The organism is Acidaminococcus sp. CAG:542, assembly GCF_000437815.1.
Taxonomy (GTDB): domain Bacteria; phylum Bacillota; class Negativicutes; order Acidaminococcales; family Acidaminococcaceae; genus Acidaminococcus.
Genome location: NZ_FR902068.1, coordinates 269 through 17,387 on the forward strand (window position 1 = coordinate 269; position 17,119 = coordinate 17,387).

Annotated in this window: 11 protein-coding genes; 1 reads left to right on the top strand and 10 read right to left on the bottom strand. The window is 58.6% G+C overall.

Annotated elements, in window-relative coordinates:
- The 10 genes from dnaJ to QVO43_RS05315 all read right to left on the bottom strand — a co-directional run.
- The coding region (gene dnaJ, locus QVO43_RS05270) for a molecular chaperone DnaJ (RefSeq protein WP_288174569.1) at window positions 1-1,155 on the bottom strand (1,155 nt) is incomplete at its 3' end.
- Between the two features lie 22 nt (window positions 1,156-1,177).
- Window positions 1,178-3,043, bottom strand: coding sequence for a molecular chaperone DnaK (gene dnaK / locus QVO43_RS05275; protein ID WP_022487526.1), 1,866 nt, complete (start codon window positions 3,041-3,043; stop codon window positions 1,178-1,180).
- Window positions 3,044-3,095: 52 nt separating this feature from the next.
- Entirely contained in the window at window positions 3,096-3,713 is a 618-nt protein-coding gene (gene grpE, locus QVO43_RS05280) for a nucleotide exchange factor GrpE (RefSeq protein WP_022487527.1), read from the bottom strand.
- A gap of 10 nt (window positions 3,714-3,723) precedes the next feature.
- On the bottom strand, window positions 3,724-4,764 hold the full coding sequence (gene hrcA / locus QVO43_RS05285; RefSeq protein ID WP_012938084.1) for a heat-inducible transcriptional repressor HrcA: 1,041 nt from the start codon (window positions 4,762-4,764) through the stop codon (window positions 3,724-3,726).
- A gap of 109 nt (window positions 4,765-4,873) precedes the next feature.
- A complete protein-coding gene (hemW, locus tag QVO43_RS05290; protein WP_022487528.1) occupies window positions 4,874-6,007 on the bottom strand; it encodes a radical SAM family heme chaperone HemW in 1,134 nt (377 codons plus the stop codon).
- Between the two features lie 20 nt (window positions 6,008-6,027).
- A complete protein-coding gene (locus tag QVO43_RS05295) occupies window positions 6,028-7,488 on the bottom strand; it encodes a nicotinate phosphoribosyltransferase (RefSeq protein WP_022487529.1) in 1,461 nt (486 codons plus the stop codon).
- A 75-nt stretch (window positions 7,489-7,563) separates the two neighbouring features.
- Window positions 7,564-8,976 carry an anion permease gene (locus tag QVO43_RS05300; protein WP_022487530.1) on the bottom strand — a complete coding sequence of 471 codons (1,413 nt, stop codon included), beginning with the start codon at window positions 8,974-8,976 and terminating at the stop codon, window positions 7,564-7,566.
- Between the two features lie 124 nt (window positions 8,977-9,100).
- Entirely contained in the window at window positions 9,101-10,186 is a 1,086-nt protein-coding gene (locus tag QVO43_RS05305) for a flavodoxin family protein (RefSeq protein ID WP_022487531.1), read from the bottom strand.
- A 27-nt stretch (window positions 10,187-10,213) separates the two neighbouring features.
- A complete protein-coding gene (locus QVO43_RS05310; protein ID WP_022487532.1) occupies window positions 10,214-11,200 on the bottom strand; it encodes a lactate dehydrogenase in 987 nt (328 codons plus the stop codon).
- Between the two features lie 28 nt (window positions 11,201-11,228).
- On the bottom strand, window positions 11,229-16,166 hold the full coding sequence (locus tag QVO43_RS05315) for a metal-dependent phosphohydrolase (RefSeq protein ID WP_022487533.1): 4,938 nt from the start codon (window positions 16,164-16,166) through the stop codon (window positions 11,229-11,231).
- Window positions 16,167-16,331: 165 nt separating this feature from the next.
- Here QVO43_RS05315 and QVO43_RS05320 point away from each other — a divergent pair.
- On the top strand, window positions 16,332-17,119 hold a 788-nt coding region (locus QVO43_RS05320), incomplete at its 3' end, for a LysR family transcriptional regulator (RefSeq protein ID WP_288174574.1).

Below are 17,119 nucleotides of genomic sequence, written 5' to 3' on the forward strand. Positions count from 1 at the left end.
GATTTTGTTCAGGAAACTTTTTTCTTCCGGATTGATGGTGCTTCCGCTGGCATCGCCGAACTTCCGCAGGGCCTCTTTCTGAGCCTCGCTGAGCTCGGTAGGGATCACCACTTTGATCCGGACCATCTGATCGCCCTTCTGACCCGACCGCAGGGATACGATCCCTTTCCCTTTGAGACGCAGGATCTTGTTGGGCTGGGTCCCTTCCGGGATCTTCACCTTCACCTGGCCGTACAGGGTGGGTACCTCGATCTCCGCCCCCAGGGTAGCCTGGACGATGTTGATGGGCACTTCGCAGGTTACGGTGGTGCCGTCCCGTTCAAAGAACTTGTGGGGCTTCACGTACAGGTATACGTACAGGTCCCCGGGACGTCCGCCCCGGAGCCCGGCTTCCCCTTCGCCGGCCACCCGCAGGCGGGAACCATTGTCCACGCCGGCAGGGATCTTCACCGTCAGCATCCGTTTCTTCTTCACCCGGCCTGTGCCATGGCAGTCCTTGCAGGGATTGGTGACAATCTTCCCGGTACCATGACATTTGGGACAGGTCCGGACGTTGACCGCCTGGCCAAAGAGAGAATTCTGGGTAACCCGGATCTCCCCTGTACCATGGCAGTCCGGACAGGTTTCCGGCGTGCTGCCGGGAGCCGCCCCGGAACCGTGACAGGTTTCACATTCCTCTTCCCGGTTCAGGCGGATCTTCTTTTCCGTGCCAAAAGCGGCCTCTTCAAAGGTGATCTGCAGGTCCATCCGCAGGTCGGACCCCTGCCGGGGGCCATTGTCGGCCCGCCGGCCGGAACCGCCCCGTCCGGCACCTCCAAAGAACATGTTGAAGATGTCGTCCATGCCTTCTCCGCCGCCGAAACCTCCAAAGCCCTGGAACCCGCCGCCGAAGGGGTTGCCGGCACCAGCGCCGGGTCCTCCTCCGTTCTGGAAAGCGGCATGGCCATACTGGTCATAGGCCGCTCTCTTCTGGGGGTCGCTGAGGACACTGTAGGCTTCGTTGGCCTCTTTGAATTTGTCCGCTGCTTCCGGATTGTCTTTGTTCAGGTCGGGGTGATACTTCCGGGCCAGTTTGTGGTAGGCCTTTTTCAGCTCATCGGCTGTGGCGTTTTTGGAAACGCCCAGCACTTCATAGTAGTCTCTCTTCTCTGCCATCCGTATCTCCCTCTAGGAAAGCTTATTTCTTGTCGTCGTCAACGACTTCCGCATCCACTACATCGTCGTCGGCTTTCTTGCTTTCGGTCCCTCCGTTGGCGCCTGCACCGGCGTTGGTGTTGGCATTGGCACCGGCAGCACCCTGGGCAGCGCCCTGGTTCTGCTTGTACAGTTCAGCGCTCAGTTCATACAGAGGTTTCTGCAGGGCTTCGGTATCGGCTTTGATCTTGTCGGTATCGTCGCCTTTCATGGTTTCTTTCAGGGCGGCGATGGCGTCCTGGACCTTCTTGATCAGGTCGTCATGGCCTTTGCCGTTCATGTCCTTCACGGTCTTTTCAGCCTGGTAGATCAGGGTATCTGCCTGGTTCTTGGCTTCTACGGTTTCCTTCCGCTTCTTGTCGGCGGCTTCGTTGGCCTGGGCTTCCTTCACCATCTTGTCCACTTCTTCCTTGCTCAGGCTGCCGGAAGAGGTAATGGTGATCTTCTGTTCCTTGCCGGTACCCAGATCCTTGGCGCTTACGTTTACGATACCGTTGGCATCGATATCGAAGGCCACTTCGATCTGAGGCACTCCCCGGGGAGCTGCCGGAATGCCGGACAGTTCAAAACGGCCCAGGGTCTTGTTGTCCGCAGCCATTTCCCGTTCGCCCTGGAGTACGTGGATATCCACAGAGGGCTGGTTGTCGGTAGCCGTGGAGAAGATCTGTTTCTTGGAAGTAGGAATGGTGGTGTTCCGGTCAATGATCTTGGTCATTACGCCGCCCATGGTTTCAATACCCAGGGACAGAGGCGTTACATCCAGCAGCAGGACGTCTTTCACATCCCCAGCCAGTACACCGGCCTGGATGGCAGCACCCATGGCCACACATTCATCCGGGTTCACCCCGTGAGCCGGTTCCTGGCCCATGGTCCGTTTAATGGCTTCCTGCACCGCAGGGATACGGGAAGAGCCGCCTACCAGCAGGACCTTGTTGATGTCTTTCGGGGTCATGTTGGCATCGCTGAGGGCCTTGTTGACGCACACGAGGGTCCGGTCAACCAGGTCGCTGGTCATTTCATCGAATTTGGCCCGGGTCAGATCCAGGTCCATATGCACAGGGCCGTTGGGGCCTGCGGAAATGAACGGCAGGTTGATATTGGTGGTCAGCATGTTGGACAGTTCGATCTTGGCTTTTTCAGCAGCTTCACGGATCCGCTGCATGGCCATCTTGTCCCCGGTCAGGTCGATGCCGTTCTGTTTCTTGAATTCATCGCACATCCAGTCCATGATCCGTTTATCGAAGTCATCGCCGCCCAGATGGGTATCCCCGTTGGTGGATTTCACTTCGAACACCCCGTCGCCCAGTTCCAGGATGGACACATCGAAGGTGCCGCCGCCCAGGTCGTAAACCAGGATGGTGTGGTCGTCGGATTTATCGATGCCGTAAGCCAGAGCTGCAGCCGTGGGTTCGTTGATGATCCGTTTTACATCCAGCCCGGCGATCCGGCCTGCATCCTTGGTGGCCTGACGCTGGCTGTCGTTGAAGTAAGCCGGTACGGTGATGACGGCTTCGGTGACTTTTTCACCCAGATACCGTTCTGCATCGCCCTTCATCTTTTCCAGGATCATGGCGGAAATCTGTTCCGGAGTATAATCCTTGCCGTCAATGGTCACCGTGTATTTGGTGCCCATGTGCCGTTTGATGGAGCTGATAGTCCGTTCCGGGTTGGATACAGCCTGGCGTTTGGCCAGCTGGCCTACCAGTCTTTCCCCGTTTTTCGTAAAGCCAACCACGGAAGGAGTCAGCCGGCCGCCTTCCTGGGTGGTAATAACCGTAGGTTCGCCGCCTTCCATCACAGCGACTACGGAGTTGGTGGTCCCTAAGTCAATACCAATAATCTTAGACATAATGAATTCCTCCTGTACACTCTGGAATTATCAATCGTTCAAAACGTTGTTTTCAATCGTTGCGGACAACCCGCACCTTGGAATGACGGATTACGTCGTCACCGATCTTGTAGCCCTTTTCCAGGACCAGGTCGATGCTTTCATCCGGCAGATCCGGGTTGCTGCCCTGCATCACGGCTTCATGGATCTGAGGGTCGAAAGGCTTGCCTTCCGCCGGGATCTCTTCGATGTGCAGGGTCTGGAGTGCCTTTTCAAACTGCTTGTGGATCATTTCCATGCCTTTTTGGATGGCCGCTCCGTCTTTGCTGGTTTCCAGACTGGCTTCCGCCCGTTCGAAATTGTCCAGCACCTTCAAAAATTCCCGGGCCACCTGTCCGGTTACATACCGGCCCAGACGTTCCCGTTCTTCGTTGTTCCGTTTCCGGAAGTTGTCAAAATCTGCCTGGAGCCGCAGGAGCCGGTTCTGCAGGTCAGCGATCTGCTGTTCCTGTTGGGCGATCTTTTCGTCCCTGGGATCGGGTTCTGCTGCTTTTTCATCTTTGGTGTCAGCCTGGGCTGCTTCCGCTGCCTTGGCCTGTTCTGCGGTTTCTTCCGCCGCAGTCTGGGCCTGGGCCGCTTCCGCACCCTCTGCCTTCACGGTTTCCGGGTTCTTCTGCTGGTCCTTTTCCATTGGTCCTCCCCTACTTTTCATCCATTTTATTCATGACCACCCGCAGGTAGTTGTGAAGGTAATCCATGACGGAAATCACCTTCCGGTATTCCATACGGGTCGGTCCCAGGACCGCCAGGGTCCCCACCACCTGTCCGTTGAGACGGTAGGTGGCCTGGATCATGCTGCAGTCCTGGATGCCGGAAAATTTGTTCTCGCTGCCGATGGTTACCTTGAGACCGGAGTCCTTGTCGGCCATCAGCATGTCTTTCAGCATCTGCTCTTCCTCCAGCACGCTCAGCAGCTCCCGGATCCGTTCCGGATCCTTGAATTCCGGCTGGCTGAGCAGCTGTTTGGTGCCGCCCAGGTACATCTTGTTCTCCGACTGGCCGCTCCGCATCTGTCTGACCACCTGGATCAGAGAAGCATACAGGGCTTTGTCCCCAGCCAGGGCATCCCGGACGTCTTTCAGGATCTGGTCTGTGATATCGTTCAGCTTCATCCCATGGAGCTTGTTGGTGACTCTCTGGGCCAGGGTGTCCATTTCCAGGCGGCTCATGCCCGCCGGGATCTGGATCACACTGTTGTCCATCCGCCCGTCGTTGGCCACAATGCACAGGATGGCCTGGTGCTCGTTCAGGGGCAGGAAGCGAAGATAGGAAAATACGCTTTCGCTGTCCTTGTTGGCCAGCACCACGGACACGTTCTTGCTCATCCGTGACAGGATCTTGGCGGTGGACTGGAAGATATCGTCGATGCTGTGGACCCGTTCCCGGAACCAGCTGTTGATCAGCGCCACATCGTTGGGCGCCAGGGCATCGGGTTTGGCAATGGAATCCACATAGTACCGATAGGCAGCCGCCGACGGGACACGGCCCGCCGAAGTATGGGGCTGCTCCAGATAACCCAGCAGTTCCAGGTCGGACATTTCGTTCCGGATGGTTGCCGGGCTGATCCCCAGATTGTACTTCCTGGCGATGCTGCGAGATCCTACAGGCTCCGCCGTTTCGATATAGTCTTCAATGATCAGTTGAAGAATTTTTTTCTTGCGGTCACTCAGCACTGTAATCATCTCTCTTCTGGATTGTTAGCACTCTAATAATTGGAGTGCTAACATCTAAGTGTAAAGATACACCTCTTTAGTCAAATTGTCAATACTTTCCCTAAAAATATTTGCCTTTTTACAAAAATTCTTCAAAGGCCAGATTTCCGTACCGCATCCCCTGTTCCGTAAGGCGGATACGGTCCCCTTCCCGGGTGATCCAGCCCCGGTTCTGGCAATGGGCGAACCCTTCTTTATATATATGGAAGAAATCTTCTCCCGTCCGCAGTCGGAATTCTTCCAGGGACAGTCCCTTGGCGGTGCGCAGGTTCATGAACACCAGCTCTTCCCGCCGTTCCGTGGGAGTCAGTTCTTCCTGTTCCGGGGCTTCTCCCCGGAGATAGGCCATCAGATTCCAGGGATTGGTCTCCCGTTTCTTTCCGTCGAACCCGCAGGCAGCAGGGCCGAAGGCCAGATAGGGATCGTAGTGCCAGTACACCTGGTTGTGCCGGGATTCCTGGCCGGGCCGGGCAAAATTGGAGATTTCGTACCTTTGGTACCCGGCTTTGGGCAGTTCTTCCATGAGCAGGTCGTACATGGTACCGGTTTCCTCTTCCGAAGGCAGGGCCAGCTGCCCTTCCCGGATCTGTTTGGCCAGAAGGGTCCCCTCTTCCACCGTAAGACCGTAGACGGACACATGGTCCACCCCGGTTTGCAGCAGCCGTTCCAGGGAATCCCGGACAGATTCCACTGTCTGGCCAGGGTAACCGTAGATCAAATCCCCGCTGATCCGCCGGAACCCGGCCTGCCGGGCCAGGGCAATGGCTTCTTCCGCCTGCTCCGCCGTATGGATCCGGCCCATGGACACCAGTTCAGACTGCTGGAAGGACTGGATTCCCAGGCTCAGCCGGTCGAACCCCAAAAACCGGTAAAACCGGAGCCGTTCCAGGTCCACCGTCCCCGGATTGGCCTCCAGGGTGGCTTCCGCCGGCTGCTGCCAGAAGCCCCGTTCCTTCAGGGCGGAAACAATGGCAGCCAGATCATCCAAAGGCAGCACACTGGGGGTGCCCCCGCCGAAATACACCGTAGCCCTGGGCGAAACCGGCAAAGCCGGCGTACAGGCGGAGATTTCCTCCACCAGACGCCGGGCGCAGTCGTTCATGATATGGTCATTGTAAATCTGATACGAAGCAAAATCACAGTAGGCACATTTATGGACACAAAAAGGGATGTGCACATAAACCGCCTGGTACGATTCCCAGGGATGGGACATGGTATTCTCCTTTGACCGTCTTATTTCCCCTTCTTCACATCTTCCAGCAGGGCCATCTTCATGGCGTAGTACCGGGGACTCATGTCCAGGAAATGCATGTGGGGGTTGCTGAAGCGCTGTTCTTCGGGCCAGATTTCGTGGTCCAGCTGCTTCCGCACGTACCGGCGGATTTCTTCCAGGGACGGGGACGGGTGGAGGCGCTTGCCTTTTTCCAGCACCAGTTCCTGGAGTTCCCGGAAGGTACAGTCTTTGAAGGCCATCTTCTTCCAGGGCCGCTGGGTATCCACAAAGGGGAATTCGGCACTTTCCCGGGGATCTTCGTCATGGAGGGTCAGGAGATCCGCAATGGCATGACCGGTTTTGTCATACACTCTCCAGGCCCGTTTCCGGCCCGGGTTGGTGATCTTTTCAAAGGTTTCGGAGATCTTGATCTTGGGGATGATGGCTTTGTCCTTGTGTACAGCCACCAGCTTGTACACGGCCCCGAAGACCGGGTCGCTCTTGGCGGTAATCAGCCGTTCCCCCACCCCGAAGGAATCCACACAGCCGCCCTGTTCCAGGATGGAGCTGATGGTGTATTCATCCAGGGAGTTGCTCATGACGATGATGGCATCGGTGAGCCCGGCATCGTCCAGCATCTTCCGGGCCTTTTTGGACAGGTAGGCCAGGTCCCCGGAGTCGATCCGGATCCCTTTCAGCCGTTTGCCCATGGGTTCCAGTACTTCCTTGGCCACCCGGATGGCGTTGGGCACCCCGGAATCCAGTACATCGTAGGTATCCACCAGCAGGATGGCGTTGTCCGGGTAGATTTCCGCGAACCGCTTGAAAGCGGTGTATTCGTCGTCGTAGTACATGACCCAGCTGTGGGCCATGGTGCCGCTTACCGGGATGTTGAACATCTGGCCGGCCAGGACGGTGGCCGTGCTGTCAGCTCCGCCGATATAGGCGGCCCGGGCCCCGTATACGGCGGCGTCCATGTTGTGGGCCCGGCGGGCGCCAAAGTCGGACACCCCCCGGCCCTGGGCGGCTTTCACGATCCGCTGGGCCTTGGTGGCGATCAGGGACTGGTGGTTGATCTCGCACAGGATAGCGGTTTCCACCAGCTGGGCATCCACCAGAGGAGCGTACACCGTCAGCAGGGGTTCATCAGGATAAATCACACTGCCTTCGGGCATGGCATATACATTTCCCCGGAACTGGTAGGTTTCCAGCCACTGGAGGAAGGGTTCGCTGAATACATGGAGGCTTCGGAGATAGGAAATGTCTTCGGTGGAAAAGTGCATGTTTTCCAGGTAATCCAGCACCTGTTCCAGACCGGCAAAAATGGCGAAACCGCCTCCGTCCGGATTGTTCCGATAAAATACATCAAAGGACACGTAGTCGTCCCTGTCCCGTTTCTTGTCTTCAAAATACCCGTTGGCCATGGTCATTTCATAGAGGTCAAACATCATGGACAGATTTCTTGCATCAAATTGTTTCATGGGTCTCCGCCTTTCCAGGTACAGTATTTGTTACCCATTGTACCACAGTTTGGCCGTTTTCGGAAAATTAAATTTTTACCACATTCCCAGGACCTTCCCCCACAGACAGCCGATGCCGCCCCAGATCAGGATGGACAGCAGGCTCAGGACGAAGCCGATCTGCCACCACCGGTTCTGGGTCACATATCCGGCGCCAAAAAAGATGGGAGCCGGGCCGGAGCCGTAATGGGTGAGACATCCGAACAGGCTGCTGAACCAGGCCAGCACATAGGCGGCCATGGTGGACGGTGCCCCGGCGCTGGCCATGACGCTGAGGAAGGCGGCGTACATGGCGCTTACATGGGCGGTGCTGCTGGCGAACAGGTAATGGGAATAAAAGTACACCACTGCCAGGATGGCCATGGCCACCAGTCCGTTGTCCCCGGCCACCAGGGCGCTCATTTCTTTGCTGAACCAGGGGATCATCCCTTTGGTGTTCAAAAATCCGGCCATCATCACCAGGATGGCGAACCAGACCAGAGTATCCCAGGCGGCTTGTTCACTTTTGATGTCATCCCAGGTAAGCACGTTGGCTAACAGCAGCAGGCACAGGCCAAAAAGGGCGGTGAGAGTTTCACTGAGACCGATGTACCGGCCCCCGGCCCAGAGACCGATGAGCAGAAGAAAGATCACGGCCATGGCTTTTTCTTCCCGTTTCAGGGGACCCATGGCATCCAGCTTCTGCCGGGCCAGAGCCGGAGCCTCCGGAGTCTCCTTCAGTTCCGGCGGGTTCATTTTATAGATCACCAGCGGGAACAGCACCAGGGAAATCACTGCCGGCACACAGGAAGCCGCCAGCCAGCCGCCCCAGGTCATGTTCACCCCCAACAGATCGCTGGCGAAACTGACGGCCATGGGGTTGGCGGCCATGGAGGTAAGGAACACGGCGGAAATCACCACGTCGCACTGGAACACCACCGGCACCAGGAAATTCCCCAGTTTGTTCTGGGTCCCTTCTTTGGGGTCGGAACCAAAGGTCACGTTCAGGGACTGGACAATGGGAGCCAGGATGCCTCCGGCCCGGGCGGTGTTGCTGGGCATGGCCGGGGCAATCACCAGGTCGCTGGCCACCAGGGAATAGGCCAGGAACAGGGGCTTTTTGCCGAACCGTTCCACAAACAGATAGGCAATCCGTTCCCCCAGCCCGGTCTTTACGATGCCCCGGGAAATAAAGAAGGCCACTACCACCAGCCAGATGGTAGGGATGCTGAATCCACTGAGAGCTTCTTTCAGGGTAAGGGCCCGGGTGAGACAAAGGCTCACCATGCCCAAAAGAGCCATGACGCCCATGGGCAGAGGTTTCAGGATCAGCCCCACAATGGTGGCGGCAAAGACGCCGAACACATGCCAGCCGGCCGGGGCCAGGTCTCCCGGAGGAGGCACCAGGAAGGACAGGGCGCCCAGGAACCCGCAGAAAATCAGTTGTTGCCATTTTTTGAACAGGGTCACATTGTCAGCCTTCTTTCTTGGATAGGGGCCGTTGCCAGATAGACAAAAAGAAGCCGTTCCGCAACAGCCGGTTACAGCTTCTTATTGTACATCATTTAAATTGTTTTAAAAAGAGGGAAACTCTCTACCCTGCAATCCGCCGGGCCATCTCCTTCACTCTTTGCTCCAGCCCCTGGTTCTGCAGGATGCTCCCCGGGTCATTGGCGGTTTCCATCAGGGCAAAATGCGGAGGCAGGATGAAGTGCTTGTTGCAGTTCAGGGCGTCGATCACCTGTTCCGCCACAATGTCTCCCCCGCTGTAGCCGCTGACCACCAGGGCGAAGATCCGCTTTTTGGCAAATTCCCGGTAGTCCGTCCGGAACAGGGCGGTCATCCGGTTGAAGAAGGCCATGATGTTGGCGCTTACTGCATCGTTGTAATTGGGACAGGCAAAGACCAGGGTGTCGCTTTCCCGGATGGCCGGGTACCCTTCTTCCACCATGACCCCTCCGTAGAAACAGTCCCCCTGCTCCCCGAAATGGAGACAGGCTTCGTAGCTGCAGCCCCGGCAGTCCACCACGGTGCCGTTCCGGAGGCTCACTTCCCGGATCTGGGCCGCTGGTTCCAGCTGCTTCCGGACAAGGCTCCAGAGCAGCAGGGTATTGGAGGTCTTCCGGCTGCTGGCGTGGAACAGAGCGATTTTGTGCCGTCCCCCTTCCGGCGCCGGAACCCCGTCAAAGACCAGGAGCTTGTCCACCAGCTGGGCCACGGCGTTTTCGTAGGCCTCCTGGTTGCCGATGCCCTGGATCCTGGCCCGGATATTGAAGTTGTACAGGGACCCGGTGGCTTCCACCAGGGGCGCCCCGGGAAAGGCGCAGCCGGACCGGTTGGCCATGAAGATCATTTCCCTTCCGGCCTTTTTGGTGAACAGTTCGTCCTCCCCGTCCACCACCACGCTGCCGGTGCAGTTTTCCAGGCAGCGGGGATGGAGGGAAATGTAGGCGATGATCCGGGCAAATCCCAGGCTCATGCCTCCCACTCCCAGGTTCACCGCAAAGAGCAGCTTGTGCGGACCGGGTTCCCGTGGGCCGGTTTCCGGAAACATCCTGGCAAAATCCGACAGCCGGTCCACAACCACATGGGGATGGCCTGCCAGAGCCCTTTTCAGGGCCCCGTCCACCCGGCAGGTGGTTTCCTCTTCGTGCCATCCCATTTTGATCACATAGAACATAGAAATCCCTTCCTGTTTCCCCGCCGGTTATTTCATCCGGCACAGATTCAGATAGGCGTGGCGGATCCGGGCGTACAGTTCCGGGCACAGAGCCGCGTCTTCATATTCAAATCCCTGTTCCGTCAGCCGGTTCTTCATGCCCAGGAAGGCCCCCTCTTTCCCGTCCCCCAGGTACAGGGATCCGTAGTGCCAGGCACCCCGGAGGGTCAGCAGGATGGAAATGGCCGCACTGGACAGGGCCGGAGCAATGTAGGGCTTGTACCCCAGTTCCCGGACTGCCAGGTTGCAGGTGACGGTTTTCCGGGTCAGTTCCCGGGAAAGCTCATCATTGTAGTGTTCCAGGCTGTCGGCGATCACCAGATCCTGGCCGTGAGGACCAAAGGCCCGTCCTTCTTTCAGATAATGGGTGAGCCGGGGATCTTTTTCCGCATAGTAACAGGCCCGGGCGTTCATGACTCCCAACCCGTATCCCTGGACCTGCCAGGGCGCCAGGCCGGAACTTTCCAGGAAGGCCCGGCACAGGTTGTCCACCGGGTCGGAAACGATGCAGGCCAGGCCCTGGTACCCTGCCTTCCGGGCCAGGTCCCCGAAGTGCCGGACCAGTTCGCTGTTGGCCGCCAGCTGGATCATCCGCATATCCCCTTTGGCCCCGATGGGAGGAGTCCCTTTGGTGGCGCAGAAAATGAACACGTCGCAGTCAAAGAGCCTGTCTTCAGTGACGATATCCACGGCCGGCAGCACCTGGTCCCCTTCCGGGAAAGGATACCGGATCTGATTGATTTCGATTTCCAGCCGCTGGAGGTTCTTTTCGTTCAGGTCGCAGAGGCCTATGGAGGCGATCTTGTCGGACCCCAGGAGCCGGAGCCCGATGAGCATGGTCCGTCCCACGTCCCCCAGGGCCAGGATGTGGACCCGGTTCTTTTCCCTGAGAGCCGGACGCCCCAGCAGGGACAGGGGCTGGGTGATTCCCGCCTCTTTGGGCAGATCGCTGATGTGAAGCCAGTTGTTTTCCATTTGCAGCACTCCTTTCACCAAAGGCAGCTCATTCGCCGCCCCGGTTCCTGTCATACAGTCCGGTGCCGGATTCACCCCAGCGCAGCCGGACCAGCCGTTCGATGTCGTTTTCGATGAACCGGGTGGGATCCATGTTGGGGTCGAACTTCACCCCGATGTCCATATCCGGGATCCGGAGGACGGAGATCACTTCTCCCAGCCGTTTCAGGGTCAGCCGTTTTTCGTACAGGGCCTGGTATTCGTCCTGGAGGGTCTCCATGATCAGCTTGGCGTTCTGGAGACAGGTAAGGGAATACAGATAGGCCGCGTCCGCATCTCCCTGGCGGATGAATTCCGGCTTCACATAGGGCAGGATCAGGTTCACCGAAGGATTCCTGTCATAGCCGCTGTAGTTGTTGGCATTGTCGATGCTGTCCCCGCCGATGAAGGGGTAGCAGTCCCGCTCGTTGAGCCACAGCTCCAGGGAGGGCAGGAAATAGGCGCACTGGCACCGGTATCCCTGCTGGGCCATAAGATCCATGGCGTAGCCGGTCATGACCCCCACCAGCACCTCCTGGACTTCCACATTGTTCTTTTTCAGGTAGGGGGTGAGCATCCGCATCCGGTGGCCTTTTTCCAGCAGGTCGTCAATAAGGATCACCGGCCGGCGGAAGGACCGGATGGTCTTCACCTGGTTGTCCACAGTGGCGTAGTGATGGGCTTCCGCCAGAGTGAACCCCTTGACGGACCGGTTGAAGTACTTTTCGATGTGGAGGGCCTTGGTCACCGTGTTGGGCACCAGCACATCGCTGAGGGCCTTGCCGAAAGGCACGGACATGTAGGGTCCCCGGCGCTTCTTGGGGTCTTCCAGGGTGGATACCCCGTTGAGCCGGGCCACCTTCTGGATGATCCGGTAGTGCATGGCGCTGGTGTTGAAGGACAGGATCAGCCGGCCGGGATACAGCCGCCGGAGTACGGACAGCAGGTTGTTGTGGGCCTTGTCCAGGGCCTTCTGGACCCGGAGGTTCTTGTTGAAGGGATTCTTGATGGTGGTTTCCACGTCCCGGAACAGCACCACCGGGGATTTGATGTGGGCTGCATAGAGAGGATGGGGTGACCCTTCCGGGGCGATATCCACGAACCCCTGGCGGACCAGGACTCCCACGGCCTTTTCGCTGTAGCCGGAAGGATCCACCGGATGGTAGACCACGTAGGTGAAGTCCCGGTTCAGCAGTTCCGTCATGATTTCCGTCAAAAGGATCTGTCCCGGATGGGAAATGGGGCTTTCCTCACTGACGGAGAACCAGCCCAGAGAGGCGATGCGCCCGGAGGCTTCCTCCCGGATGTGTTCCGCCACCCGGGGATCCTGGAATTCCAGGAGCAGGCTCTGCATGGGCACCTGGTGCACGGCTCCGAAAGCCGCCAGCCGTTCCCCTCCTTCCCCGGTATCCACATACTGGGTGAAGACTCTGGGCCGGCCGTCCTCCGCCTCCCAGGCCAGGTACTTCTGGAGCAGGACGGGATTGGCCCCCACCTGCCGGGCCAGAGCCGGGAGATGGGGCAGCTGGTTCCAGGTCCGGGGCCGGAAATCCCCGATGCCGATTTCCCGGGCTTCCAGCACGTGTTTGTAGGCCGGTTCCCGGAGATACAGATTGTTGGCGTAGATGAAGTTCTGGGCCACCGGGTCGATGAGGGCGGAAATGTCCCGGTTCTGGTCGATGTTCTCCCGGATCCGGGTGGAACTCACGTCCTCGAAGAATTTGTCCAGCCGGAGATGGAGGATCTTTCCCCGGATCTTCTGTTCGGCGATTTTTTCCTTCACTTTTCCCCCGGGGGCGTCGGTGTACCAGTTGGCGTTTTCCCGGGTCTCCCGTTCAAAGATAATGTGGTTCACCGCATGTATGGAATCTTCCGTGGGCTCCAGCCGGTAGGCGGAGGCATTTTCCACCACATCGGAGCCCACCGCCAGATACAGGTCCTTGTGGGCGAAAATGGCCTTCAGTTTCCGGATGTCTTCCGGATTGGCAATGTTCACCGACAGATTTTCGGAAAAAGGATAGATGTTTTCCATATCCGCCACGGACATGTTCATGATCTTCCTGCGCATGAGCCGGGGCTGGGTGTGCTTGGACCAGGAAAATTCGTCCAGGGCCAGGTACACCGTAAAGCCCATGTCCCGGATCCGCCGGGCCACTGCCTTGTGGCCGCTGCTGAAAGGGTCGAAGGTGCCGGGATAGAAGCACACCTTCTGCTCCGGCGGGAAGGCGAACCCGCCCCGGTCCGTTTCCGCCCGGCCCACATACCGGTACAGGTGGTTCAGTACCGCCGCGTTGGTGTAGAAATCCAGCATGGCTTCGGAGTTTTCGTTGAGCAGCACCCAGATTTTCTTGGCGCTGTGGAGGAACAGGAAGTCCTTCCGGTTTTCCGGCATCTTCCCGCTGCCGAACACATAGGCGGCCAGGGCCCGGAAGGCGTCCCGGCTCAGTTCCCGGTTGTAGTGGGCATAGGCCCGGAGGATGGCGTAAAGCAGCTGGAGCTGCCGCCCCTGGTTCCGTTTCGTTTCCTGGGGGAACCGGTCCGCAAAGTCCTGAAAGTTTTCCAGCACCACCCCCATGGTGTTCACCGCCGCCCCGGCCAGCTGGAAGTTGGTGGAATCGATTTCCGCCCGGAGGGAACTGAGGAATTCGTCCAGTTCCTCCGGCAGTAGCTTCAGGATCAGCTTTCCCAGGTATTCCGGCACATATTTGGTGATCTGGAGGTCTCCGATTTCCAGACCGTTGAACAGTTCCACCGCCATTTCGTTCCGCTGGGCCCAGGTCATGGTGTCGGCGATCTTCAGCAGGGCCTCCCCGGCTGCCTGGCGCACTGCCAGGTGCTCGCTGACCTTCACCAGGTTGCACAGGTGCATCCCCAGGTGCATCACATTCCCCCGTTCCTTCTGCCGGAGCAGGTCGTGGCACATGAGATGGATGTTGGCGATTTTGATCAGCCAGTGGATGCCGCTTTTCAGGTCTTCCAGGAACAGGCTGCTTTCCTTTTCCCCAAAGGCCGCCGGTTCTTCCGGCAGGTCCATGGTCCGGAGCAGCCGGGGTATGAATATGTCTTCCCCGTCCTGGCCCCCGAACAGGTGATGGTGCCCGTACAGGGCCCCGATCCGCACAATGGAACTGGGGTCCCGTCCTGCGGTCCGGAGGGCTTTTTCCACCGCCTGGCGGAAGGAATCGGTCAGATCTTCCGGACGGAGGAACAGCAGGGCCTGGAGGAGGATCATCTGCTGTTCCGGAGTGGCGGCGGGCCTTTCGTACCAGGGCTGGAGGATTTCCAGATACAGGGCCGTAGGATGCTCTTCTTCCGCAATATTGGCCAGGGCCGTGCCCAGCCGCTGGTACCGGGTGGCCAGCACCGACCGGAGGAAGGGCCCCAGACAGGCCCCGATCCGGTTTTTGTGCTGCTGGGTGTACCGGAGCCCCGGATCGATGATCTGCTCCACGTACTGGCGGAACAGTGTCCGGTTGGTGACCTTTTTCCGGGGCAGCAGCACCCCTTTGGGCAGTTCCTTGGTGTAGCGCTCGTTGAAATTGGCCACGATCCGGCCCATCAGTTCCGCCGCCTGGACCCGGATGTCCTCTTCCCGGTGGCTCAGGAGTTCGTAGAGGAACTGGAGGGTCATCAGCTTCTGCCGTTCCGTCATGTAGGTGGAATATTCCTCGAAGATGCTGATATAAGCCCGGAGGTTCTTCCAGTTGGGTTCGCTGCGGGCGGCTTCGATGAGGTTGCCGAAGTCCCGTTCACTGCGGAAAATGCTCATGAGCCGGATGTTGTGGGCAATGGCGGTGTATTTCAGCTGCCGGACCACTTCCTCCCCTTCCATAAGCACCATTTCCCGGTGGGGCCGGACCTGTTCCCGGAGAGGCTCCTGGGCGAAGTCCTCCGGCAGGTCCAGGGTGACCCCCAGTTCGGCCATGTAGGCTTCGAAATCCGCCAGTTTCCGGTAAACCTTCTGGTACCGCCGGCGCTTGGCCCCGTCCACATCGTCCAGTTTGCTGAGGATTACGTCAAAGGCTTCCTGGAGGGTGTAGAAATGGATGATTTCTTTCCCCTCCTTGTCCCGGTAGCTTTTCACCCGGAAATCCGCATAGATCAGCAGCAGGGATTCCACGGACAGGTTTTCCAGTTCCAGGTCCCATACGGAATGGTTGGCGGCAATGTGGCCCATCTGGGGCAGCCCTTCCCGTTCGCAGAACAGGTCCGTATAGTAGTAATGGAGGTAGGGAACCCGCCGCTCCTCCCCTTTTTTGCAGCCGTATTTGCCTATGTCGTGAAGGGCGGCAGCTCCGGCGATAAGAGCCACGTCCACAGGCACCTGCCGACGGTGGAGCTGCCGGGCCATGAACAGGGCCACATAGGTGACCCCACCAATGTGCCCCAGGGTGTTGAAAGGGGTCACTTCCGTGCCCAGGCGCATGAATTCGTAGAGATACCGGTCCCGGACCAGGGTACGGAACCGGGGATATTCCCGGGTGTACTGTTCCTTCCGGACTTCTCCGGCCGGGAGCAGCACCAGGTTCCGGCAGGGGTCGAAGGGGCAGTGGATGTATTCATAATGGTACAGTCCCCGGAGCACCTGGAGGAACAGCCGCCGGCCGGCTTCATAGCAGACGGCATCAGCAGCAGGTTCCGGCTGGGTGGGTTCCGGGAAAATCTGCCGGAGCAGGTACTGGTAGCAGTCGGTAAGCCAGCCCTGGGACGGCTCGTCCGCCAAAGGGGGCAGGAATCCCCGGAGGATTTCCAGCACGGAGCCGGCGGCAAAGCGGCCGTTTTCCTCAGCCGCCCCGGAAAGAAGCGGACAGGCCTCCTGGAGCCCCCAGGACCGGAGCTGCCGTTCCATCTGGTCGGCGGTCAGCCCCAGGGCCCGGCAGAAGTCCGGCATGAGCAAAGCTCCCTGGAGGGTGTCCCACAAAGCAGCAGGATCTATGGTATGGTTCATAATGGATCTCCCAAAATAAGTCAAAAAATTCCGTTAGTGACAGTTCCATTATACCACGTTCCCTTTCCTTTTCCTGATGCTTCTGTTATACTCTTTTAAGATAACTTTGTGAAATACCAATTCGTTGGTTCACCCAACCATCAGTTATGGATAAGGAGAGTTCCCATGCGTTTGTCCTATATTCCCACCTTTGCCGCTGTGTGCCGGTGGGGCACCTTTTCCCGGGCGGCGGAAAAGCTCCACATTTCCCAGCCGGCAGTTTCCAAGGCCATCAAGGAACTGGAACAGGACTGCGGCGTAGCCCTGTTTGAACGGCAGCACAGCACCATTTCGCTCACCCCGGAGGGCCGGAAGCTGTGGGAAGGCTGCCAGCGCTGGCTGAAAGAAAGCGAGGAGCTGGAAAAACTGGGGACTTCCCTGAAAACCGGCCGGCAGATCCTGCGGATCGGGGTGGTGCCCATGTGCGGGAACACCATTTTCCCCCAGCTCCACCAGCAGTTCCTGGCCCGGCATCCTCATTATCAGATCCGCACTGTAGAGGACACCGCCAGCGTGCTGTACGGGCTCCTGGACCGGCAGGAACTGGACCTGATCCTGTGTGTCACCAACCATCTGCCCCTGGCCCCCTATCACTGCAAGGTCATCAAAAAAAGCCGGCTGGAACTGTTTGTGGCCCGGACCCATCCCCTGGCCCGGAAGAAAATCCTCTCCTTCCAGGACCTGGCCGGGGTGCCCCTGGTACTGTTCCCGGACACCTTCGGCCAGACCCGGTACATCCGCCGGCTGTTCGCCCAGGCCCAGACAGAACCCCAGGTTCTCCACCAGACCAGCCAGGTATTCACCATCCTGTCCTACATCCGGTCCGGAGCCGCCGCCGGCTTCCTGCCGGAAGAATTCGCCCGGACAGAAAAAGAACTGGCCGCCGTCCCCCTGGAAGGGGTGCCGGCAGCCAG

Bases quoted from the DNA above. Each gene is read 5' to 3' on its own strand.
- hemW (WP_022487528.1), bottom strand. From the start codon at position 6,007: ATGTCCCATCCCTGGGAATCGTACCAGGCGGTTTATGTGCACATCCCT.
- QVO43_RS05315 (WP_022487533.1), bottom strand. From the start codon at position 16,166: ATGAACCATACCATAGATCCTGCTGCTTTGTGGGACACCCTCCAGGGA.
- QVO43_RS05305 (WP_022487531.1), bottom strand. From the start codon at position 10,186: ATGTTCTATGTGATCAAAATGGGATGGCACGAAGAGGAAACCACCTGC.
- dnaK (WP_022487526.1), bottom strand. From the start codon at position 3,043: ATGTCTAAGATTATTGGTATTGACTTAGGGACCACCAACTCCGTAGTC.
- grpE (WP_022487527.1), bottom strand. From the start codon at position 3,713: ATGGAAAAGGACCAGCAGAAGAACCCGGAAACCGTGAAGGCAGAGGGT.
- hrcA (WP_012938084.1), bottom strand. From the start codon at position 4,764: ATGATTACAGTGCTGAGTGACCGCAAGAAAAAAATTCTTCAACTGATC.
- QVO43_RS05310 (WP_022487532.1), bottom strand. From the start codon at position 11,200: ATGGAAAACAACTGGCTTCACATCAGCGATCTGCCCAAAGAGGCGGGA.
- QVO43_RS05295 (WP_022487529.1), bottom strand. From the start codon at position 7,488: ATGAAACAATTTGATGCAAGAAATCTGTCCATGATGTTTGACCTCTAT.